Raw genomic sequence first — 20,484 nt, 5'->3', positions numbered from 1 at the left:
CCGCGCTGCCTGACGACAGCGGCTGGTCTCCAAGGTCCTGACGGGGACCCGTGCGGCTCAATCTAGGAGCGAATTGTTTCCGGAGGCATGGTGGTTCGTTTCCGCACTATTTCCGGCCGGGCCTTCTCCCCCGCGGCCACGCGCAGGGACACTAAGTTTGCTGGCAAAATGGCGGAAAATGCGGACGGCAAAGTTAACCTGAAGGAAACTTCCCCGCCGTCATCTACGGATTGGCGGCGACACATAGCCCTAGGAGCAGCATGACCAGCCAGCAGAACGCCCAGCCGGACGCCCGGCGGATCCTGGTTGTCGGAGCGGGAGCCACCGGCGGATACTTTGGCGCGCGCCTGGCGCAGGCCGGCCGGGACGTGACTTTCCTGGTCCGGGAGGGGCGGGCAGCCGTCCTGCGCCGGCGCGGCCTGCGCATCACGGGCATGGGCCGCGAGGACGTCATTGAACCGAAGCTGGTCACCGCGGCGGACCTCGACGGCCCGTACGACCTGGTGCTGGTGACAGTCAAGGCCGCCGCCCTGCCCCGGGCCCTGGCAGACCTGGCGCCGGCAATCGGGCCGGAAACCGTCGTCGTTCCCTTCCTCAACGGCATGGCCCATGTGGACGCGCTCATAGCCGCCTTCGGGGCCGACCGGGTGCTCGGCGGCATCGTCAAGGTGGTCACCACCGTCACGGACGACGGCGACATCCTGCAAATGAATCCGCTGGCCACCCTCACCGTCGGTGAACTGTCCGGGCCGCCGAGCGAGCGCGTGCTAAGGGCCGTTGAGACTCTCACCGTGCCCGGGTTCAAGGCCTCGGCCACGGCCGATGCCCTGGCCTCGATGTGGCACAAATGGGCCTTCATCGTCGCGGCAGGTACCGTCACCTGCCTGCTCCGGGGACCGGTGGGCGCCATCGTGGCGGTGCCGGGCGGCACGGACTTCGTGCACTCGGTGCTGGCGGAAGCCGGCGCCGTTTCGGCCGCCGCCGGCCACCCGGTTCCGGCACAGGAACAGCAGCTGTCCGTGGACATGCTGACGCAGCCGGGGTCGACCTTCACGTCGTCCCTCTACCGCGACGTCGTTGCAGGGCTCCCCGGTGAGACCGAGCACCTGCTGGGCGATTTCACCCGCCGGGCACGGCTCCTGGGCGCGGACACGCCGCTGATCGACCTGGCCCTGATGCAGTTGAGGGTCAGCGCCGCGACCGCCTAACGGCGGCCGGCTCCTGGTACTCCTTCTCCCGGGCTACTTCTTCAGGAAGCCGAGAAGGGCCTGGTTGATTTCCTTCGCGTGGGTCCACAGCATTCCGTGCGGTGCGCCTTCGATCTCCACGTACTCAGCCGCTGGAAGGGCCTCCTTGAAGCGTCGGCCGGTGACGTCGATGGGCAGGATGTTGTCCGCCGTTCCGTGGACGATCAGGGCGGGAACGTCGATCTTGGGGATGTCCGCGCGGAAGTCCGTCAGCCACGTGGGCTGGGCAGCCACGGAGGCATGCGCCGAGGACTTACTGGCGGTGGCCCAGTTGGCGCGCAGCGCTTCTTCGCTGAGGCGGCTGCCAAGGGTGTCATCGGTGTTGAAGAAGTTCTTGAAGAACTCCGTGAAGAAGGCGTACCGGTCTTCCTTCACGGCGCTGAGGAGGCCGTCGAACACGTCCTGCGGGACGCCGTCGGGGTTGTCTTCCGTCTTGAGCAGGAAGGGCTCGAGGGAGCCGAGGAACACCGCCTTGGAAACCCGGTCGGATCCGTAAGTGCCGAGGTAGCGGGCCACTTCGCCGGTGCCCATCGAGAAGCCCACCAGCACGGCGTCGTCGAGATCAAGCTCGGTGAGCAACGTGTTGAGGTCGGCGGCAAAGGTGTCGTAGTCGTAGCCCTCGGTGGGCTGGCTCGATTTGCCGAAGCCGCGGCGGTCGTACGTAATGACCCGGTAGCCTGCTTCCAGCAAAGCGCTGGTCTGCCGTTCCCATGAGGCACCGTCCAACGGGTAACCGTGAATGAGGACCACCGGCTCTCCCTGTCCGTGGTCCTCGTAGTAAAGCTCAACAGTGGTGCTGTTTTCTTTTCCGACAGAGACAAAGGCCATGAGGGCGTTCCTTCCGTGGCAGTTCAACGGGCCGTGAACAGGCTGACCATCCACTCTGTTCCGGCGGGCCTGCCGTGTCAAGGAATCAGCGCCAGCCGGCGTTTCGGCTCACCCCGAAGTGCTCACTCCGTGGAGCGGGGCCGCCACACCACCACGGCCTGGGAACGGGCCCGGGGCCGCTGGCCGCGGGCCAGGCTCACGACGTCCCCGGCTGCCCCGGCCGCGAAAATCCGCGAATCCAGCGGACTGCGCCGGCGGCCCAGTTCCTCGGTCAGTTCACTCACCCGCCGCTGCAGCGCGGCCACCTGGTTCTCCAGCTGCAGGATCCGTTTGATGCCCTCCAGCGACACGCCTTCATGCGAGAGCCGCTGCACTTCCCGGAGCACGTTGACGTCCCGCTGGGAATACCGCCGGGATTTTCCGGGCGCGCGGCTGGGCGAGACGATGCCCAGGCGGTCATACTGCCGCAACGTCTGCGGGTGCATGTCCGCCAGCTCAGCCGCTACCGAGATAACGAAGATCGGCTGATCGAAATCAATGTCCATGGCCGGCTCCTCCCGCTAGTCCCAGTCCCAGTCCGCGCACGTGCGTTTCCTACAGACGTGCCTTGGCGGCCAGCCCGGCCCGCACGTCGTGCCCGTCCGTGGCTGCGGCGAACGCCTTCACGGCTTCCTCTGCTTCCTTGGTCAGCTTTTGCGGAACCACGACGTCGATGGTCACCAGCAGGTCACCGGTGGCCTTCGCGTGCTTGACTCCGCGGCCCTTGACCCGGAGGGTGCGTCCGGACGGGGTCCCCGCCGGAACACGGACCTTGACCTTCTCGCCGTCAATCGTCGGCACCTCGATGTCGGCGCCCAGGGCAGCCTCCGGGAAGGTGACCGGTACATGGATCCGGAGGTTGTCGCCGTCGCGCGTGTAGAAGTCATGGCCCTTGACGTTGACGGTGACCATCAGGTCGCCGTTGCCGGCCGGCCCGTACTGGCCCTTGCCGCGGACACGGACCTTCTGGCCGTCCTTGATTCCGGCCGGAACCCGGACGTCGATGACGTCCCCGTCCGGTTCACGCAGGCCGATGGTGGTGCCCCGGATGGAACCGGCGAAGGAAATGGTGGTGGTCGCCGTGCGGTCGGCGCCCTTCTGCGGGCCGCGCTGGAACCCCGCTCCGGAACCCGGACCGCCGAATTGCCCGCCGAAGAGGTCGGCGAACTCCGGCGGAATGCCGCCGGAGGTGCTGTAGCCCCCGGAGTGGCGTCCGCCGCCGCCGGTGAAGAGGCCGCCGAAGAGGTCTTCGAAACCGGCGTTGCCGGCCCCGCCGCCCCCGCCGCCGGGAGCAAAGCGCGCACCGCCGCCCATGGCACGGATGGCATCATACTGCTGGCGCTCGTCCGGATCCGAGAGGACGGAATACGCCTCGGAGATGTCCTTGAACTTCTTCTCCGACGCAACATTCCCCGCGTTGGTGTCCGGGTGATGCTGCCGCGCAAGCTTCCGGTAAGCCTTCTTGATATCGGCGTCGGAAGCGTCCTTGGCGACTCCAAGGATCTTGTAGAAGTCCTTGTCGACCCAGTCCTGGCTAGCCAATGGCGTTTCCTTTCAAATCTTTGTGCCGAGATGGCAGTTCGCGGCAATGTTCTTGCGAACCACTGCTGCGAACTGCCATCTCGATGGGCTAATGCTAAGCCGGAACTGCGACGATAACCTGTGCTGCCCGGAGGACCCGCTCGCCGGACTTGTAGCCGGAGCGCAGGACCTGGCTGACGGTGTCGATTTCGACATCCTGGCCGGGCTGCTGGATGAGGGCCTCGTGGATCGTGGGATCGAACTCCACTCCGGTCTCATCGATGCGCACCAGGCCGTAGGTCTTCAGCGCGTTCTCCAGCTTGGCGGCGATCGCGGCGAACGGACCGTCGGCCAGGTCGCCGTGCTGGCGGGCGGCGTCGACGTCGTCCAGTACCGGAAGCAGCGAGTTCAGGACGCCGATGACGGCCATCTCCCCTGCCACGGCGCGGTCGCGCTCCACGCGCTTGCGGTAGTTGACGTACTCAGCCTGCAGGCGGCGGAGATCGTTCCTGAGTTCCTCCGCCTCCTCCGCGCCGACGCCCTGGGCCACCGATTCCTCGGCCGGAACCTCAACGCTGTTGAGGATGTCCTCGGCCTGGGACAGTGCGTCCCCGGAACCGGAGCCCCCTGCGGCGGCGTGCTCCTGGTCAGGGTGGCGGGCCTGGCCGGTCTTCGGATCAACCTTGCGGTTGTCGTGGATGACCGGTTTCTGCGGCTCGTTCTCCTGGCGCTCGTGCTCGCGGTTGTCGCGCTCGTGCTGCTGGTCTTTGGAAGAGCTGTGCTCTTCTTCGTTACCGTGATGCGGCATGACTACTTCTTCTCGTCTTCGTCAACAATCTCGGCGTCGACGATGTCTTCATCGGCCTTGGTGCCTTCGGTGCCGGCGGCACCTTCCGCGCCTGCGGCACCCGTTGCACCGTCCGGCGAACCGGCCTGGGCGTAGATGGCTTCGCCGAGCTTGCCCTGGGAAGCCTGCAGCTTCTCAAAGGCGGTCTTCACAGCGGCATCGTCGGTGCCTTCGAGGGCCTTCTTGAGGGCGTCGACGTCGGCCTGGACCTCGGTCTTGACCTCTTCAGGCAGCTTGTCCGCGTTGTCCGCGATCAGCTTGTCCACGGAGTAGGCGAGCTGCTCGGCCGTGTTGCGGGTGTCGGTTGCCTCGCGGCGGGCCTTGTCCTCGGCTGCGTGCTCCTCGGCGTCCTTGACCATGCGGTCAATGTCTTCCTTGGAGAGCGCGGTCCCGCCGGTGATGGTCATGGACTGTTCCTTGCCGGTGCCCTTGTCCTTCGCCGAGACGTGGACGATGCCGTTGGCGTCGATGTCGAAGGTGACCTCGACCTGCGGAACGCCGCGCGGAGCCGGCGCGATGCCGGTCAGCTCGAACGTGCCCAGCGGCTTGTTGTCCCGGGTGAACTCGCGCTCGCCCTGGAAGACCTGGATGGCCACGGACGGCTGGTTGTCGTCAGCCGTGGTGAAGGTCTCGGACCGCTTGGTGGGGATGGCCGTGTTGCGCTCGATCAGGTGCGTCATGATGCCGCCCTTGGTTTCGATGCCGAGCGACAGCGGCGTGACGTCGATCAGGAGGACGTCCTTGCGCTCGCCCTTCAGCACGCCGGCCTGGAGTGCGGCGCCGACGGCGACGACCTCATCCGGGTTGACGCCCTTGTTGGGCTCCTTGCCGCCGGCGAGTTCCTTGACGAGCTCGTACACGGCGGGCATGCGGGTGGAACCGCCCACGAGGACGATGTGGTCGATCTCGGAGAGCTTGATGCCGGCTTCCTTGATGACGTCCTGGAACGGCTTCTTGGTGCGGTCCAGGAGGTCCTTCGTCAGGTCCTGGAACTTGGCGCGGGTGAGCTGCTCATCCAGGTGGACCGGACCGTCGGGGGTGACGGACAGGTACTGGAGGGAGACGTTGGTGCTGGTGGAGGAAGAGAGTTCCTTCTTGGCCTGCTCCGATGCCTCGCGCATGCGCTGCAGGGCAATCTTGTCCTTGGAGAGGTCGATGCCCTTGACCTTGAGCTGGTTCAGCAGGTAGTTGACAACGCGCTGGTCCCAGTCGTCGCCGCCGAGGTGGTTGTCACCGGCGGTGGCGCGGACCTGGATGGTGGAGAAGTTGTCTTCGTCCTTGCCCACTTCCAGGAGGGAGACGTCGAACGTTCCGCCGCCGAGGTCGAAGACGAGGATGAGTTCGTCTTCCTTGCCCTTGTCCAGGCCGTAGGCCAGGGCTGCGGCGGTGGGCTCGTTGACAATGCGGAGGACGTTGAGGCCTGCGATTTCGCCTGCTTCCTTCGTGGCCTGGCGCTGTGCGTCGTTGAAGTACGCGGGAACGGTGACCACTGCGTCGGTGACCTTTTCGCCGAGGTAGGACTCGGCGTCGTTCTTCAGCTTCATCAGGATGCGCGCGGAGATTTCCTGCGCGGTGTACTTCTTGTCATCGATGGACACGTTCCAGTCAGTGCCCATGTGGCGCTTGACGGAAGCGATGGTGCGGTCGATGTTGTTGACGGCCTGGCGCTTGGCGATCTCGCCGACCAGGACTTCGCCGGACTTGGAGAACGCAACGACGGACGGCGTGGTGCGGCCGCCCTCGGCGTTGGCAATAACGGTGGGCTCGCCACCTTCGAGAACGGAGACGACGGAGTTGGTGGTTCCGAGGTCGATACCTACTGCACGTGACATGTGTTGCTTCCTTCTTTCCTTGGAAACGACCGTGCGCCGGGTTGCCGGGCTGGCCGGTTCAGGCTGGTCGAAATTCAGGCACGCCCACTCATTGAGCGATCTACACTCAACTTTACCCATGGCCGGATTTAAGTCAATCCAAGGTTGAGTCAACCACGCTCAACTTTAGCTGGAGGCGCAGATCTTTAGCTCCGCGAGGAGCAGCCAAAGCCCGCCAATCCGCAGAATCCGCCGGACGCGGAGACGCCCCGGCTGCGGTTTCGCTGTGCGTGAAACCGCAGCCGGGGTGGCCGGAAGCCGGTCAGGGAGTGCGGCCGGGCTCTTCAGCCCCCGGGGTCCCTGCGGCACCGGCCGGCCGTTCCTTGCCGGCAGTTCCGGCAGTCCCGTAATCGCCGTCCGGGTACTCGGACTCGTCGAGGGTCACCAGGTTCTCTCCCGCGGTGCCCGCCTTGCCGTAGTCACCGGCCTCGTATTCCCCTTCAACTGCCCCGGCAGGCTCCTCGACAGCCCCGGCCGCTCCGTAGTTGCCCTCGGGATATTCGCCGTCGTCGGCTGCCGCCTGGTCCTCGTGCGCAGTTCCCGCCTTGCCGTAGTCGCCGTCGACGTACTGGCCGCTGTCACCTTCGACTGCCGGCGCGGCTGCAGCGCGCCGCTCTTCTGCTTCTTTTTCTGAAAATTCGCTGTTCTCTGACACTGACGGTTCCCTCCTGGAAGCATCGGACGCCCGGACGGGCGCAGGGGCAGTCTATCCATCCGTCCGATGCTTCAACAGGGGCTTCAGCTGCGCACGACCTCCAGCTCGATGGCCGTCCAGGACAGTCCCGGCAGGCTGGCGCGGACTTCGCCGCCGGCAGCCTTGACACCTTCCAGCGCGGTCAGGCCGACGGCGCCGGGGTTGTCCCGGGTGTTGGTGACGAACCGGTCCGCGCCGTCGGGAATGCGCAGCACGTCGGCCCGGACCACCTGCCGGGCATCAAATCCGCGGAGGACCACTTCGACGTCGGCGGCTTCTTCCAGCCCGCGGTTGGCCAGGAACAAGGCGATGCGCCCGGTTTCCTCGTTCCAGGTGGCGCTGACGTCCACGAGGTCGGCGTCACCGAATTTGGCGTTGCTGTATTTGTCCGAGTCGACGGCGAGCCGGAGGATCTGCCCGTGCGCCAGCTCGGCCATGCGGGCAAACGGATGGAAGATGGTCTGCTTCCACGCCGGACCGTTTTCCTCGCTGAGGATGGGGGCAATCACGTTGACCAGCTGCGCCTGGTTGGCGATCTTGACGCGGTCACCGTGCCGGAGCAGGGAGTTCAGGAACGTTCCGACGACGACGGCGTCCGTCACGTTGTATTTGTCCTCAATGACGCGGGGGTGCTCACGCCAGCCGTGCTTGCCCACCTGTTCAGGGCTGTCGGCGTCCCCGGGCCGGGTGTACCAGACGTTCCATTCGTCGAAGGAGAGGTTGATGTGCTTCTTGTGCTTGCCCTTGGCCCGGACGGCGTCCGCCGTGGCGATCACGGATTCTATGAAGTAGTCCATGTCCACGGCGCTGGCGAGGAAGCTGCCGGCGTCGCCGTCGTGCTCCTGGTAGTAGGCGTGCAGCGAGACGTAGTCCACCTGCTCGTAGGTGTGCGTCAGGACGGTCTGCTCCCAGGCCCCGAAGGTGGGCATTCCGGAGTTGGAGCTGCCGCACGCCACGAGCTCGATGTCCGGATCGACGAAGCGCATGGCCTTCGCCGCTTCCTGCGCCAGGCGGCCGTATTCCTCGGCCGTCTTGTGTCCGATCTGCCACGGGCCGTCCATCTCGTTGCCGAGGCACCACAGCTTGATGTTGAAGGGGTCCTCGTGGCCGTTCTTGCGGCGCAGGTCGGACAGCCGGGTGCCGGAAGGAATGTTGGCGTATTCCACCAGCTCGCGGGCGGCGTCCACGCCGCGGGTGCCGAGGTTGACTGCCTCCATGACCTCAACGCCGGCTTCACGGGACCAGTCAACGAATTCGTGCAGGCCGAAGGCGTTGGTTTCGAGCGTGTGCCAGGCGCCGTCCAGGCGGCGCGGCCTGTCGGCCACCGGCCCGATGCCGTCCTCCCAGTTGTAGCCGGACACAAAGTTGCCGCCGGGATAGCGGACCACGGTGGCGCCGAGTTCCTTGACGAGGTCCATGACGTCGCGGCGGAAACCGCGCTCGTCGGCCGCGGGATGGCCGGGTTCGTAGATGCCGGTGTAGACGCAGCGGCCCATGTGTTCAACAAAGGATCCGAAAATCCGGCGGGGAACCTCACCTACGGTGAAGTCGCGGTCAATGGTGATGCGTGCGCGGGACATTTTGCTCCTGTCCTGGGTGGGGTTGGCTTGATTCGGGTGGCGGGGTTGGGGTTGCGGCCTGCCGGGTCAGGTGCCGGCGAGGCCGGTGGTGGCCACGCCCCTGATGATCTGCCGCTGGAAGAACAGGAACACCACGATCAGGGGCAGCGCTGCAAGCAGCGCGGACGCCATGTTCTGGGCGTACTGGATGCCGTAGGCGCTCTTGATGGTCTGCAGGCCCACCGGCAGGGTGAGCAGGGAGCTCTCGTTGGTGGCGATGAACGGCCAGAGGAAGTTGTTCCAGGCGCCGATGAACACGAAGATCGCGACGGCGGCCAGGATGGGCCGGGACAGCGGAAGGACGATCGTGGTGAAGATCCGCAGCCTTCCGGCGCCGTCCATCAGCGCGGCCTCCTCGAGTTCCCGCGGGATCTGGTCGAAGAACTTCTTGAGCACAAACACCATCGGTGAGTGGATCACCTGGGGCAGGATCAGCGCCCAGTACGTGTCGATCAGGTTCAGCGACTGCATCTGCTGGAACAGCGGAATGATGAGGACCGGCGGCGGAACGATGATGGATGCCACGATCACGCCCATCAGCATTTTCTTGCCGCGGAAATCAATCCTCGAAATGGCGTAGGCAACGGAGGCGGAGATCACCAGCGTGATGGCGGTGATCGCGGCGGACGTGAACAGCGAGTTGAGCGTCCAGGTGGGGATGTTGCCGCTCTGCAGGACTTTGGCAAAGGCGTCAAATGTGAAGCCCGACGCCGGTATCCAGCTGATGGGGGTGGAGGCAGCATCAGTTTCGCTCTTCAGGGCGGTGACCGTGGCCCAGGCGAAAGGTACCAGCCATGCCACGGCAAGGACCGCCACAATGACGGTGGCCAGGATGCGGGACAGGGGCGTCTTCGGGCGCCGGTTTGGCATGGTTTCCGCGGACCCCTTTGGCTGGAGTGCGGGCTTGGAAAGTGTGGTGGTGGCCATGGCTAGGCGCTCCTTTTCCGGGTGGCGAAGACCTGGGCCAGTGCGATGAGCAGGATCAGGCCGAAGAAGATGTAGGAAATGGCGGCGGAATAACCCAGCCGGTAGCCCGTGAAGCCTGCCTCGAAGATGTACTGCACGATGGAGCGGGTGGCTCCGCCCGGTCCGCCTTCGGTCATCTGGTAGATCTGGTCAAAGACTTTCAAGGACGCGAGGATCTGCAGGATCACGATCATCACCGTGGTGGGGCCCAGCTGGGGAAGGCTGATGGAGAAGAACTGGCGCCAGCCGCCGGCGCCGTCGAGCGAGGCTGCCTCGTAGTGCTGCTGCGGGATGTTCTGCAGCGCGGCCAGGTACAGCAGGAAGTTGAAGCCGATGGTCCACCAGACCGTGGCGATCACCACGGCCCACATCGCCACCGCGGGATCGTTGAGCCACGCCACCGGCGGAATGCCCACCTTTGCGAGCAAATCGTTGAACAGGCCGAGCTCCGGGTTGTACATCCAGGCAAAGAACAGCGAGACCACGGTGGAGGCCAGCAGGAACGGGGAGAAGAAGGAGAGCCGCCACAGCCACTGCGCCGGCAGGCCCATGTTGACAAGTGCTGCCAGCGCCAAAGCAATGACCACCAGGGGCACCGTGCTGATCAGCGTGAAGTAGAGAGTGTTCCCCAGGGAGCGCCACATGTCCGCATCGGCGAAGGCCTCGGAGTAGTTGGCCAGGCCGATGACCCCGCTGTTGGCGCCGGTGAGGGACTTGCCGGTGAGGCTCATGATGGCGCCGGAAATCATGGGCCAGACCAGGAACAGCAGGAAGAAGACCAGGAACGGGGCGGAGAAGGCCCAGCCGTGGATGTTGTCACGCCGGGAGCGCGGCGATGTCGCGGCGGGCGCTGATTTTGCCGCGGGCGCTGTGGTGCGGGCGATGCTCATGAGGACTCCTTTGTCACGGGCGGGTCGATTGTCACGGGCGGGTCGGTGCTCACGTTGGTGCTCAAGCGGGGTTCGGCAATGCGTTCTCCGGCAGTGATGCCGGGTCCGGTGCTCATACCGGGTTCGGCATGGCAAGCACCGTGTTGATGCGCTTCATGAAGGCATCCCAGCCGTCCGCGGCCTTGTCCCGCCCCAGAAACACGTTCTGGACGTTCTCGGCGAAATAGCCCTGGAAATCGGATCCGGAACCGGTGAACCAAGCCACGGGGTCGTAGTTGATGATGTCCGCTGCGTGGGCATAGTCCGCCTGCGGCTTCAATGCCGCGTACTCCGGTGAGTTCACCACCGGCTGGTACGCCGGAATGTGGCCGGCTTCGGCCCAGCTCAGTGAGTTCTTGAGCATGGACGCAACGAACTGGTACACGCCGCGGCGCTTGGATTCGTCGAGTGAGGCCTGATGCGGCAGCACGAACGAGTGCGAGTCGGCGAAGGCCGCCGGCGTTCCGAAGAGGGTGGGGATGGTGCTGGCACCGAACGGGACACCCGCCGTCTTCATCGTGGGCAACTCCCAGACGCCGGTGAAAAGCAGCCCAGACCCCTGGCCGGCGAACTCCGCAATGGCCGTGCCGCCGTCGCCGCTTCTCGTGGAAATGGTGTTGTCCAGCAGCGACGTGATGAACTCCAGGCAGTCGATGGCCACATCCCGCTCCACCTGTGCGGGCTTGCCGGGATCCAGGACGAAGTCCGCGCCGTGCTGGCGGTACAGGGTGTAGAAGAGGCGCCACATCTGCGCGCCGTCGCCGAGGTAGCCGTAGGAGAGCCCGTGCTTGCCGGTGACGCGCTGCAGTTCACGGCTCACCTCGAGGAACTGCGACGGCGAGGAAATGTCCGCGAGCCGGCCATCACTCCCCAGGACGCCGGCCTTGTCCGCCACTTCCGTGTTGTAGAGCATGACGAACGGATGCGAGTCCAGCGCCAGCGAAAAAACCTGGCCGTTGAACTGGCTCTTCTCCCAGATCCTGGAGCCGAAGTCCTCCGGGCGCACCCCGAACTCCGCCAGCAGGTCCAGGTCCCACGCATCCAGCAGCCCGCCCGGGGCATAGCCGGGGACCCTTGCTGCGTGCATGACGGCCACCTCGGGCGGGCGCCCTCCGGCCGAGGCCATGGCCAGCTTGGTGTAGTACGGCGCACCCCAGGCGAGCACCGTGGGCTTGATCCTGAAGTCAGGATGGTCCGCGTTGGCCTTGTCGATCATGGCCATCATCTTGATGCCGTCTCCGCCCGAGAGCAGATGCCAGAAGCGGATGTCATTGCCGGCCGCCTGGGCCGCTCCCCCGCATCCGGTCAGGCTTGCTCCCAGCGAAAGGCTGCCTGCGAGCACACCTCCCCCAAGCAGCAGCTGCCTTCGGGTCATCTGCATCGGGCGTGAATCAACTTGCTTCACCGTCACTCCTTTGGACGTAGCCGTTGGAAAAATCCGCCTGCCGCCCGGCTACTGCCGGTCATGTGGACCGGGCCCGGCGGCTGTGGGCTGAAACACACTTTATATCGTTGTAAATGCAGTTACAAGGAAAATTTGTTAGCGCTCACAAAGTAAGAGCCTGCACCCCTTGGCGCCTTCGCTTTAGTCGAGTCCGGCCACGCCCGCCAGCACCCGGAGGTAGTGCTCGAAAAGCTCATCCCTGGCCGCGAAGGTGCCCTCTCCGTACTGGCCGAACACCTCGAAGCTGACTGTGCCGAACAGCGACGTCCAGACCAGAGCCCCGCGCGCCAAGAGGTCGTCCGGGACCGCCAGGCCTAGCTCCTCGCGGATCACCGCCAGGTCCTGCGCCAACGGCCCGGACACGGCAGCTGGCAGGGTTTCCGCACGGAGGGCGCCGGCCCGCCAGGCGCCGTCGAAAATGGCCATCAGGGCATTGATGACCCGCGTCCCCGGACCCGTGGTCCGCTCCGCGGGCGCCCGGTACCCGGGCACGGGGCTGCCGAAGAGCAGGGCGTAGCGTGCGGGCTCGCGGACAGCCCAGCTGCGGACGGCCCGTCCCAGCGCCCGGAATCGCCCGGCGAAGTCCGCTTCCGCCACGCGCCCGACGGCGGCATCCACCTCGTCGCCCAGCTCGCCGTACGCATCGATCAGCAGGAGGGTCAGCAGTTCGTCCCGGTTCTGCACGTACCGGTACACAGCCGAGGACACCACCCCCAGGTCCCTGGCGACGGCCCGCAGGGACAACGCCGCGGCCCCGTGGACGGCCAGATGCTGCCTGCCCAGCCGGACGATATCGGCGACGGTCTGCGCCCTGGCCCGCTCGCGCGGAGTGCGGGGCATCGGACTGGGGGAAGGTGCGGCCGGCATTCCCCCAGCATTCCATGATTCAGAGCACTGTCAACATTGGAGAGCAGTGCTCTTGACTTTGCCTGCCCTTCAGAGCATCCTTATTCCGAGAGCACCGCTCTCTACGAACAGGCGCAGAACCAGCAGGCGCCGACTGAACGCCCCAGAAAAGAGAATCCGATGCCTGAACTGTATGTAGTCACCGGCGCAGGTCCTGTCGGCTGGACCGTTGCGGAGCAGCTGGCCGGCCAGGGAAACCGGGTGCGGGTCCTGACCCGTTCGGGGAGCGGCCCGGCGCACCCCCTCATCGACAGGATGCCCGTGGACGTCTCCAATGCCGGACTGCTCGGCGAGGCCATCGCCGGGGCGTCGGCCGTCTTCCACTGCATCCACGGCTCCGCCTACGCCGCGGACGCATGGAAGCGGGAACTCCCGCGGGCTGAGGAAGTGGTGCTGGCTGCGGCCGGCGAGGCGGGCGCCGTCGTCGTTTTTCCCGAAAGCCTCTACTCCTACAGTCGGCCGGATGCCGTCATGGCGGAGGACAGCCCGCGGGGGGCCCAGTGCGGAAAGCGTGGCGTCCGCACGGCGCTGCTGAAGGCGCGGGACTCCTCCCCCACGGACACCGTGAGCGTCGTGGCGGGCGACTTCTTCGGCCCCCGGGTGCTGAACTCGCACGCCGGCGAGCGAATGGTCCCTGCCGTGCTGGCCGGAAAGAGGCTGCTGGTGGTTGGCAGCGCGGACCAGCCGCACTCTTTCACGTATGTGCCCGACCTTGCCGCGGCCATGATCCGTGCGGCGCAGACGCCGTCCGCCTGGAACCGGGTGTGGCACGCCCCCACGGGCCCGGCGCTCACGCAGCGCCAGCTCGCCACGGCCTTCACGGAAGCCGGCGGGGTGCCTGCCCCGAAAATCGGCGCCGTGCCGGGCTGGCTCCTCCGCGCCATGGGACTCGTCTCCTCCGGCACCCGGGAGGTGGCCGAGATGCTGTACCAGTTCGAGCGGCCGTTTGTGATGGATTCGCACGCCAGCGAGGCCGCCCTGGGGCTGCACCCGACCCCGCTGCCGGAAGCGGCCGCGGCCACGGTGGCCTGGTGGCGGGCGCGGGGCTGAGGGGCGGGACGTCACGCAGAGCAGGCTTTTAGCCAACTAGAGAGTGTGCGGCCGCGTAAATTCGCGGCCGCACCCTGGGCGGAGTCCTCAAAGTGCGCGTGGCGTGACGCCGCCGCTCCGCCTAGCTGCGCGAAGCGCCCTCCAGATCGGTTTCCAGACCGGCCTCGTCGCCGCGTGATCCGGCAATCGCCCGCTCGTCGTCGGCCAGCCGCCCCAACCTGCTGGGCCACCAGATCCGCCGGCCCAGATCGTAGGAGAGCGCCGGGACCAGCAGCGAACGGACCAGGACAGTGTCCAGCAGCACCCCGAAGGCGACGATGAAGGCGAGCTGCACCAGGAACATGATGGGAATGACGCCCAGCGCCGCAAACGTTGCGGCGAGGACCACCCCGGCGGACGTGATGACGCCGCCCGTCACACCGAGGCCGCGCAGGATCCCCGGCCTGGTGCCGTGCTTGAGGGATTCCTCCCGGACCCGGCTCATGAGGAAGATGTTGTAGTCCACGCCCAGCGCCACCAGGAACACGAAGCCGAACAGCGGCACCGTGGCATCCGCGCCCGGGAACCCGAAGATGTTGTTGAACACCAGCGCCGAAACGCCCATCGCGGCGGCGTAGGAGAGAACCACCGAGGCCACCAGGAGGACCGGGGCCAGCACGGAGCGCAGCAGCAGCATGAGGATCAGCAGGATGACGGCGAGCACCACCGGGATGATCACCAGCAGGTCCCGCTGGGCTGTGGTGTTGGTGTCCAGGGCCGTCGCGGTCACGCCACCCACGAGCGCGCCGTCGTCGATCTTTTTGAGTTCCTCGCGGAGCTTCACCACAACGTTCTCGGCGTCATTGGAGTCCGCCGCGTAGTTCAGGGTTGCGTTGATGAGCACTCTTCCTTCGCGGACATCGGGCGTGCTTGGAGCGCCCGGGGCCCCTGTGATCGGGACACTCCCCTCCGCCAGAAGGTAGGCATCACCGACGCCGCCCGTCGCCTTGGTCTTGTCCAGCACCTCCTGCGCCTTCGCTTCGTCGGTGACGATCACCGCAGGGCTGCCGGATCCGGCGTCGAAATGGCGCGCCAGCGCGTCCTGCCCGTCCACGGCATTGGAGGCGGTGAGGATGACATCGGTCTGCGGCACACCGTTGGCCTTGAGCTGCAGGATGCCCGCGGAGGCCACCAGAAGCAGGAGCACCGATGCGACCCAGACGGCCCGGGGCCGGCGGGCAACAAGGGACCCGGTGGCGCGCCACAGTCCCTTCTGGCCTTCGAGGCCGGTGACGAACCGGGGTTCCCGTTCGGCGTCGGGGACCAGCTTGGGGCGGAACGGCCAGAAGGCCGTGCGGCCCAGCAGCGCCATCAGCGCCGGGAGCAGCGTGAGTGCCGCAAAGAGCGAACAGAGGATGCCGGCTGCAGCCACCGGGCCCAGCGCCTTGTTGGAGTTCAGGTCGGAAAACAGCAGGCACAGCAGGGCGATGATCACCGTGGCGCCGGAGGCCAGGATGGGCTCGAAGGAGGCCTTCCACGCGGTGAGGACGGCCGCGGTGCGGTTGGTGGTGTGGGTCAGCGCTTCACGGAACCTGGCCACATACAGCAGCGCGTAGTCCGTGGCTGCGCCGATCACCAGGATGGAGAGGATGCCCTGGCTTTGGCCGCTGAGCTGGATCCAGCCGAGCTTGGCCATGCCGAACACCAGCAGGATGGCCGCGCAGAGTGCGAACACCGAGGTGAAGAGCACTGCGATGGGCAGGAGCAGGGAACGGTAGACAATCAGCAGGATGATGAACACTGCGGCGAGGGCCACCAGCAGCAGGATGCCGTCAATGCCCGCAAAGGCGCTCACCAGGTCCGCTGTCAGCCCCGCCGGACCCGTGACGAACGTCTGCATACCCTCCGGCGCCGACGCCTGGACTTCGTCGCGGAGCTCCTGGACGATCTCCTTGACCTCCCCCGAGGAGGAAATGGGCACCACGAACTGGACGGCCTCGCCGTCCTCCGACGGGATGGGTCCGATGACCGCACTGCCCGCCTGCAGCTCCTCGAGCTTGGCTTTGAGGGCAGCCGCCTCCCCCAGCTGAGCAGGAGTGAAGGCGGTTTCGCTTTCGACGACGATCACGGCCGGAATCTCATCCGAGTCCCTGAACTTGGCCTGCCAGTCCTGGGCCTCCGTAGCCTCCGCACTGGCGGGCAGGAAAGAAGCCTGGTCATTGGAGGACACTTCCTCCAGGCGGCCGAAGGTGGGGCCGCCAATCCCCGCAATGGCAAGCCAGGTAATCACGAGCAATACGGGGACCAGCCAGCGGAGCCAGAACGGAACGCGCGCAGTGCCGGGATGTCTCTGTTTCATGTGTCCTTCTGGTGGTTCCTCGGAGGAGTAGAATCTACTCTATCGTAGACTATCTCTATTATGGAGATAAATAGCGGGACGTAAATAGTCGATTAACTTTCCGTCGGTGAGAGAATCTTGGCGGAGCCAACAGATTTCCGCAGGCAAGGAGCCTGCGAAACCACGCAGCAAGGAGGGACGCCGTGTCGGGAGACCTTGCCGAGCGCCCCGGACCGGCTGCACCCCCGGGCCTGGTCCGGCTGCTGCAGGAGTTCACGCTCGAGGCCAACCGCTACGTGGACGCGGCCGGCGGGCGCAACGATATGCACCGCACGGACCTCAACGCACTCGCCGTGATCATGCGGCATGCTGCCAAGGACCAAGTGGTCACCCCGGGCGTGCTCCGGAAGGAGCTCAACCTCAGCTCCCCCGCCACCACGGCGCTCATCGACCGGCTGCACACCTCCGGACACGTGGTGCGCGAACGACAGGGTTCGGACCGCAGGCAGGTCCAGCTGCGCATGACGGAAAAGGCCTACCGCGACGGCGGGGCCATGTTCCTGCCGCTGGCCCGCCACATGGGCGCGGCCATGGCGGAATTCACCCCCGAGGAGCTGGAGGTGGCGGCCCGCTTCATGGAGTCCATGACCCGGGCCACCATCCGCGCCGCGCAGGAAGCGGCGGGACCGGGTGTGGCGGGGCCGGGTGCGGCCGGGCCTGGTGCGGCCGGGCCTGGTGCGGCCGGGCCGGGTGCGGCGGCACAGCAAGCGGCGGGGCAGGACTAACCGGCCCTGTTTTGGTCAGCCGGATTGCCGCGCATTTTCCCGCCGGAGCGGTAGCGTTTCCTTATGAGTGCACAGCAGCCTGAAGACGTGTACACGCATGGTCACCACGAGTCCGTGGTCCGCGCCCATGCCTCACGGACGGCCGAGAATTCCGCCGCGTTCGTGATCCCGTACCTCACCCCGGGCACGTCCGTGCTGGACGTGGGCTGCGGGCCGGGCAGCATCACGTGCGACTTCGCGGGCCTTGTGGCGCCCGGACACGTGACCGGGCTGGACCGTTCCCCGGATGTGATCACCCACGCCACCGAGCTTGCCGCCGAGCGCGGGGTGGAGAACGTCGAGTTCGTGGCCGGGAATATCTACGACCTGGACTTCGATGACGAAACGTTCGACGTCGTCCACGCCCACCAGGTGCTTCAGCACCTGACGGACCCGGTGGAGGCCCTGCGCGAAATGCGCCGCGTGGCCAAGCCCGGCGGCATCGTGGCAGTGCGCGACGCCGATTTCCACGGCATGAGCTGGTACCCCGCCATCCCGGAACTGGACGAATGGATGGAACTGTACCAGCGCATTGCCCGCCGCAACGGCGCCGAACCGGACGCCGGCCGGCGTCTGGTCTCGTGGGCGCAGGCCGCAGGATTTACGGACGTGGCCCCCACCAGCAGCAACTGGCTGTATGCCACAGGACAGCAGCGCCGCTGGCAGGCCAGGGTCTGGGGTGAACGCGTCCTGCATTCCGCCTTCGCGGACCAGGCACTGGAGTACGGCTTCGCCAACGCCGCTGACCTCGCCAGGATCTCCGCGGGCTGGCACCGCTGGGGTTCCACCGACGACGGCTGGTTCCTGATCCCCAACGGCGAGGTCATCGCACGGGCCTGAGCTTCGCCGGCAGTCCGGCTACCGACGGATCGGGTCAGCCGTCCCGTGCGGGAAGTGTGACGCTGGCGGAATCTCCCATGGCTTGGCCGGCTGTGAACCCGACGACGCCGATTTCGACCGCGCGGCCCCTGTGGACATCGGTTATGGTCGCGGTCCGCGCACTGCCCTCCACCAGTCCCGCCGGAATGCCGTCCACGGTCAAGCCCCAACGGTACGGCTCCGCTTCGCTGGGCTCCCAAGAGACCTGAACTGTACTCACGCCGTCGAACTCCGCCGTCACCACAACCGTGACGTTGCGAGGCGCTGCCGGCAACCCGTCCCATGGTCCGCGCCCGATATGGACGGCGGCCGAGGCCGTCGTCGAACCGCCCGTGAAATAAGTGATCCTGACTTCCACGGTTCCTTCGAACACCTCATGGAACGTGTGCGCCGCCACGGGGATGGGGCCGACTTCGTCAGTCACGCCGTCGCCGTCAAAGTCCCATTCGTACTGCGCAACGGTGACACCCCGGGGCAGCGACGCCGAGACGTTGAAGGTGATCTCCTGGCCCGGCATGGCGTAGTAGTCAGGATGGCTGAACGCCCCCTTCGGGAGGGACGTGGCCGGTGGCGAAGCAGCCGGTGCGACCGCGGGCTGCGAAGCCGGGCTCTGTGAAGCAGCCGGACTCTGCGACGAAGCCGGACTCTGCGAAGCCGCCGCGCGCTGCCCGGAAGCCGGGTTGGGCGCCGCGCAGGAGGCCGCCGTCATCAGGACCGCCCCTGCGAAAACCGTACTGACGATCCTGTTCATCGACTCCCCCAAGCCATGGACTGCTTCCCGGATGAAGCAGCCTCGTGCCGCGGCCCCGGCAAACCAAGGGTACGGCTGACTGCATCGTAGCTCCCCTAAACTGGATGGGTGCAACCCTCCCTTTGGCTGGCCCTGGCCGGCGCCGGCGTCCTGATCAGCTTCACACCCGGAGCGGGTGCCATCAACACCATGAGCAACTCGCTGAATTCCGGCTTCCGGCGCGCCATCTGGGGAATCCTGGGCCAGCAGGCCGCACTGGTGGTCCACGTGGTGATCGTCGCACTGGGCGTAGGCGTCCTGGTGGCGAGCTCGCCCGTGGCGTTCAATGTGATCCGGTACGCCGGGGCGGCCTATCTGGTCTACCTGGGCATCCGCCAGTTCCTGCACAAGCCGGACCTTGACCAGGAGAAAGCGGCCGAGCTACGCAACGAACCTGCCGGCTCCATGTTCCGCCGGGGCCTGTGGGTCAACCTGCTCAACCCCAAGGCCGTGGTCTTCTTCCTGGCCTTCATGCCCCAGTTCATCATGCCGGAGCAGCCGCTGCTGCCCCAGTACCTGGTCCTCACGGCCACGGTGGTGGTCATCGACATCGTGGTGATGTGGTTCTTCTTTGCCGCCGCAGCCAAGTCCTTCCAGCGCTTCACGCACAACGCCCACGGGCAGCAGATCCTGAACCGGACGTTCGGGGTGCTCTTCGTGGCCGTGGGCGTCATGCTGGCGCTGATCCACTAGTCCGGCGGCCCGGGAACGCTGCCTGCTTCACCGAGAGGGCCGCAACTGTCCGTTCGCGCTCAGTAGCTGCCGGAGCGCACCGACACGGCCCGGGCGGAACCCGCCAGCTCCGGAGCCTCCCTGGCGACGGCCTCTTCAACGAAGGCCAGGGCGGAAGGCGCCAGCCCGTCATACAGGCGGACCAGCAGGTCACGCGCTTCGGTCCGCGGCCAGGCCTCGGGCAGCAGCTCGGCGGGGAGGTCGGGGTCGCTCCACGGGAAAGCCCGCCAGGCATCCATGAGCTCGGTCCTGACCCGCAGGGCGTCCGCCGGAGCCACGGTCCCGGCGTCGAGCCTTTCCAGCCATGGCCTGAACCTGTCAATAAACGGCTGGTACTGCTCCCTGAACTCCTGCGGCGACCAGGCGTCAATGAGCTTCTTGCCGCGCAGGCTGGAATCGGCGGTCCGGAAAATGACGTAGTCATCCACGCCGAAGGCCTCGCAGGTGGTTTCGAGCTCGGCAGCGTGGTCCCTCGGCGAGACCCAGACGGCGCCGAACAGCGGTGCGAATCCGCGCCACCGCAAGCGCGACCGGAACAGCTCACGGACGTCCCGTGACGTCTCGGGGATGGAGAAAGCAATAACCGTCCAGCTGCCGTCCCAATGCCGGGACTGTTCCCCGAAAGCCGAAACCTGCTCCAGTCCGCCGCGCAGGCGTTTCCGTGCACCTTCGGTGATCCGGTAGCGGGAGGTCCGCCCCGCGCTGGACTGTTCCAACACGCCCCGGGAGGCCAGGCGGCTCAGTGCCGTGGCTGAGGCGGAGCCGGTAATGCCAAGGTCCGCGGCCAGGGCGGCGATGAGCCGCGAGGGGAGCCAGGCGTCGCTCGCAAACCAGTAGTCCACCAGCAGCGTCACCAGCTGGTGCTGGCTGGAGGGACCCTTCAGGGGACGGGGAAAATCAATGGCCATGTCCGGATCCATGCCGGGTCCGGAGGCCGGGGGCTTGCTCATCACGCCTCCATCATGCCAGCAGGGGCAGTCG

At 66.5% G+C, this 20,484-nt stretch carries 19 protein-coding genes; 5 read left to right on the top strand and 14 right to left on the bottom strand.

The window, feature by feature from the left end; translation table 11 throughout:
• Positions 1-260: 260 nt before the first annotated feature.
• Positions 261-1,208 (top strand): ketopantoate reductase family protein, encoded by a 948-nt coding sequence (locus tag RW112_RS13745; RefSeq protein WP_317782316.1) that lies wholly within the window; start codon positions 261-263, stop codon positions 1,206-1,208.
• Positions 1,209-1,241: 33 nt separating this feature from the next.
• Here the strand turns inward: RW112_RS13745 and RW112_RS13740 are convergent, their stop codons facing one another.
• The 11 genes from RW112_RS13740 to RW112_RS13690 all read right to left on the bottom strand — a co-directional run bounded on the left by RW112_RS13740 (position 1,242) and on the right by RW112_RS13690 (position 12,872).
• Positions 1,242-2,075, bottom strand: coding sequence for an alpha/beta hydrolase (locus RW112_RS13740; protein WP_317782315.1), 834 nt, complete (start codon positions 2,073-2,075; stop codon positions 1,242-1,244).
• A gap of 122 nt (positions 2,076-2,197) precedes the next feature.
• Positions 2,198-2,620, bottom strand: a complete 423-nt coding sequence (locus RW112_RS13735) for a heat shock protein transcriptional repressor HspR (RefSeq protein ID WP_305942583.1) — start codon at positions 2,618-2,620, stop codon at positions 2,198-2,200.
• A gap of 49 nt (positions 2,621-2,669) precedes the next feature.
• Positions 2,670-3,656: a DnaJ C-terminal domain-containing protein gene (locus RW112_RS13730; protein ID WP_317782314.1), complete on the bottom strand. Its 987-nt coding sequence runs from the start codon at positions 3,654-3,656 to the stop codon at positions 2,670-2,672.
• Between the two features lie 94 nt (positions 3,657-3,750).
• Complete coding sequence (locus tag RW112_RS13725) at positions 3,751-4,443, bottom strand: nucleotide exchange factor GrpE (protein WP_317782313.1); 693 nt, start codon at positions 4,441-4,443, stop codon at positions 3,751-3,753.
• A 2-nt stretch (positions 4,444-4,445) separates the two neighbouring features.
• Positions 4,446-6,314, bottom strand: a complete 1,869-nt coding sequence (gene dnaK, locus RW112_RS13720; RefSeq protein ID WP_317782312.1) for a molecular chaperone DnaK — start codon at positions 6,312-6,314, stop codon at positions 4,446-4,448.
• Positions 6,315-6,615: 301 nt separating this feature from the next.
• Positions 6,616-7,008 carry a hypothetical protein gene (locus tag RW112_RS13715; RefSeq protein ID WP_317782311.1) on the bottom strand — a complete coding sequence of 131 codons (393 nt, stop codon included), beginning with the start codon at positions 7,006-7,008 and terminating at the stop codon, positions 6,616-6,618.
• Positions 7,009-7,091: 83 nt separating this feature from the next.
• Complete coding sequence (locus RW112_RS13710) at positions 7,092-8,627, bottom strand: alpha-N-arabinofuranosidase (protein ID WP_317782310.1); 1,536 nt, start codon at positions 8,625-8,627, stop codon at positions 7,092-7,094.
• Between the two features lie 66 nt (positions 8,628-8,693).
• A complete protein-coding gene (locus RW112_RS13705) occupies positions 8,694-9,593 on the bottom strand; it encodes a carbohydrate ABC transporter permease (protein ID WP_317782309.1) in 900 nt (299 codons plus the stop codon).
• A 2-nt stretch (positions 9,594-9,595) separates the two neighbouring features.
• Entirely contained in the window at positions 9,596-10,522 is a 927-nt protein-coding gene (locus RW112_RS13700) for a sugar ABC transporter permease (protein ID WP_317782308.1), read from the bottom strand.
• A 112-nt stretch (positions 10,523-10,634) separates the two neighbouring features.
• A complete protein-coding gene (locus tag RW112_RS13695) occupies positions 10,635-11,966 on the bottom strand; it encodes an extracellular solute-binding protein (RefSeq protein ID WP_317782307.1) in 1,332 nt (443 codons plus the stop codon).
• 180 nt (positions 11,967-12,146) lie between these two features.
• The gene (locus RW112_RS13690; RefSeq protein ID WP_317782306.1) at positions 12,147-12,872 is read right to left on the bottom strand and encodes a TetR/AcrR family transcriptional regulator; all 726 of its coding nucleotides are present in this window, start codon (positions 12,870-12,872) and stop codon (positions 12,147-12,149) included.
• 159 nt (positions 12,873-13,031) lie between these two features.
• Here RW112_RS13690 and RW112_RS13685 point away from each other — a divergent pair, with 159 nt between their 5' ends.
• On the top strand, positions 13,032-13,961 hold the full coding sequence (locus tag RW112_RS13685) for an NAD-dependent epimerase/dehydratase family protein (protein WP_317782305.1): 930 nt from the start codon (positions 13,032-13,034) through the stop codon (positions 13,959-13,961).
• Between the two features lie 121 nt (positions 13,962-14,082).
• Here RW112_RS13685 and RW112_RS13680 read toward each other — a convergent pair whose 3' ends face one another.
• Positions 14,083-16,299 carry an MMPL family transporter gene (locus tag RW112_RS13680; protein WP_317782304.1) on the bottom strand — a complete coding sequence of 739 codons (2,217 nt, stop codon included), beginning with the start codon at positions 16,297-16,299 and terminating at the stop codon, positions 14,083-14,085.
• 182 nt (positions 16,300-16,481) lie between these two features.
• Between RW112_RS13680 and RW112_RS13675 the strand changes: the two genes are divergently transcribed.
• Both RW112_RS13675 and RW112_RS13670 read left to right on the top strand, forming a co-directional pair.
• Positions 16,482-17,063 (top strand): MarR family winged helix-turn-helix transcriptional regulator, encoded by a 582-nt coding sequence (locus RW112_RS13675; RefSeq protein ID WP_317782303.1) that lies wholly within the window; start codon positions 16,482-16,484, stop codon positions 17,061-17,063.
• Between the two features lie 63 nt (positions 17,064-17,126).
• Positions 17,127-17,942 (top strand): methyltransferase domain-containing protein, encoded by an 816-nt coding sequence (locus tag RW112_RS13670; RefSeq protein ID WP_305942596.1) that lies wholly within the window; start codon positions 17,127-17,129, stop codon positions 17,940-17,942.
• Positions 17,943-17,976: 34 nt separating this feature from the next.
• On the opposite strand, the gene RW112_RS13665 is transcribed toward RW112_RS13670, so the two are convergent.
• Complete coding sequence (locus RW112_RS13665; protein ID WP_317782302.1) at positions 17,977-18,732, bottom strand: hypothetical protein; 756 nt, start codon at positions 18,730-18,732, stop codon at positions 17,977-17,979.
• Between the two features lie 108 nt (positions 18,733-18,840).
• Here RW112_RS13665 and RW112_RS13660 point away from each other — a divergent pair, with 108 nt between their 5' ends.
• Complete coding sequence (locus tag RW112_RS13660) at positions 18,841-19,464, top strand: LysE family transporter (protein WP_317782301.1); 624 nt, start codon at positions 18,841-18,843, stop codon at positions 19,462-19,464.
• Positions 19,465-19,523: 59 nt separating this feature from the next.
• Here the strand turns inward: RW112_RS13660 and RW112_RS13655 are convergent, their stop codons facing one another.
• A complete protein-coding gene (locus RW112_RS13655) occupies positions 19,524-20,453 on the bottom strand; it encodes a PaaX family transcriptional regulator C-terminal domain-containing protein (RefSeq protein WP_317782300.1) in 930 nt (309 codons plus the stop codon).
• Between the last annotated feature and the right edge of the window lie 31 nt (positions 20,454-20,484).

The sequence above is a fragment of the Arthrobacter sp. B10-11 genome, from assembly GCF_033142195.1.
In the GTDB taxonomy this organism is placed as follows: domain Bacteria; phylum Actinomycetota; class Actinomycetes; order Actinomycetales; family Micrococcaceae; genus Arthrobacter; species Arthrobacter oryzae_C.
The sequence above is the reverse complement of the archived record's forward strand: the minus strand, read 5'-3'. Positions and strand labels throughout refer to the sequence as shown.

Excerpts from the sequence above, each read along its gene's own strand:
- RW112_RS13655 (WP_317782300.1), bottom strand. The coding sequence starts at position 20,453 with ATGAGCAAGCCCCCGGCCTCCGGACCCGGCATGGATCCGGACATGGCC.
- RW112_RS13700 (WP_317782308.1), bottom strand. The coding sequence starts at position 10,522 with ATGAGCATCGCCCGCACCACAGCGCCCGCGGCAAAATCAGCGCCCGCC.
- RW112_RS13710 (WP_317782310.1), bottom strand. The coding sequence starts at position 8,627 with ATGTCCCGCGCACGCATCACCATTGACCGCGACTTCACCGTAGGTGAG.
- dnaK (WP_317782312.1), bottom strand. The coding sequence starts at position 6,314 with ATGTCACGTGCAGTAGGTATCGACCTCGGAACCACCAACTCCGTCGTC.
- RW112_RS13725 (WP_317782313.1), bottom strand. The coding sequence starts at position 4,443 with ATGCCGCATCACGGTAACGAAGAAGAGCACAGCTCTTCCAAAGACCAG.
- RW112_RS13670 (WP_305942596.1), top strand. The coding sequence starts at position 17,127 with ATGAGTGCACAGCAGCCTGAAGACGTGTACACGCATGGTCACCACGAG.
- RW112_RS13745 (WP_317782316.1), top strand. The coding sequence starts at position 261 with ATGACCAGCCAGCAGAACGCCCAGCCGGACGCCCGGCGGATCCTGGTT.
- RW112_RS13705 (WP_317782309.1), bottom strand. The coding sequence starts at position 9,593 with ATGGCCACCACCACACTTTCCAAGCCCGCACTCCAGCCAAAGGGGTCC.
- RW112_RS13685 (WP_317782305.1), top strand. The coding sequence starts at position 13,032 with ATGCCTGAACTGTATGTAGTCACCGGCGCAGGTCCTGTCGGCTGGACC.
- RW112_RS13680 (WP_317782304.1), bottom strand. The coding sequence starts at position 16,299 with ATGAAACAGAGACATCCCGGCACTGCGCGCGTTCCGTTCTGGCTCCGC.
- RW112_RS13665 (WP_317782302.1), bottom strand. The coding sequence starts at position 18,732 with ATGAACAGGATCGTCAGTACGGTTTTCGCAGGGGCGGTCCTGATGACG.
- RW112_RS13735 (WP_305942583.1), bottom strand. The coding sequence starts at position 2,620 with ATGGACATTGATTTCGATCAGCCGATCTTCGTTATCTCGGTAGCGGCT.
- RW112_RS13740 (WP_317782315.1), bottom strand. The coding sequence starts at position 2,075 with ATGGCCTTTGTCTCTGTCGGAAAAGAAAACAGCACCACTGTTGAGCTT.
- RW112_RS13690 (WP_317782306.1), bottom strand. The coding sequence starts at position 12,872 with ATGCCGGCCGCACCTTCCCCCAGTCCGATGCCCCGCACTCCGCGCGAG.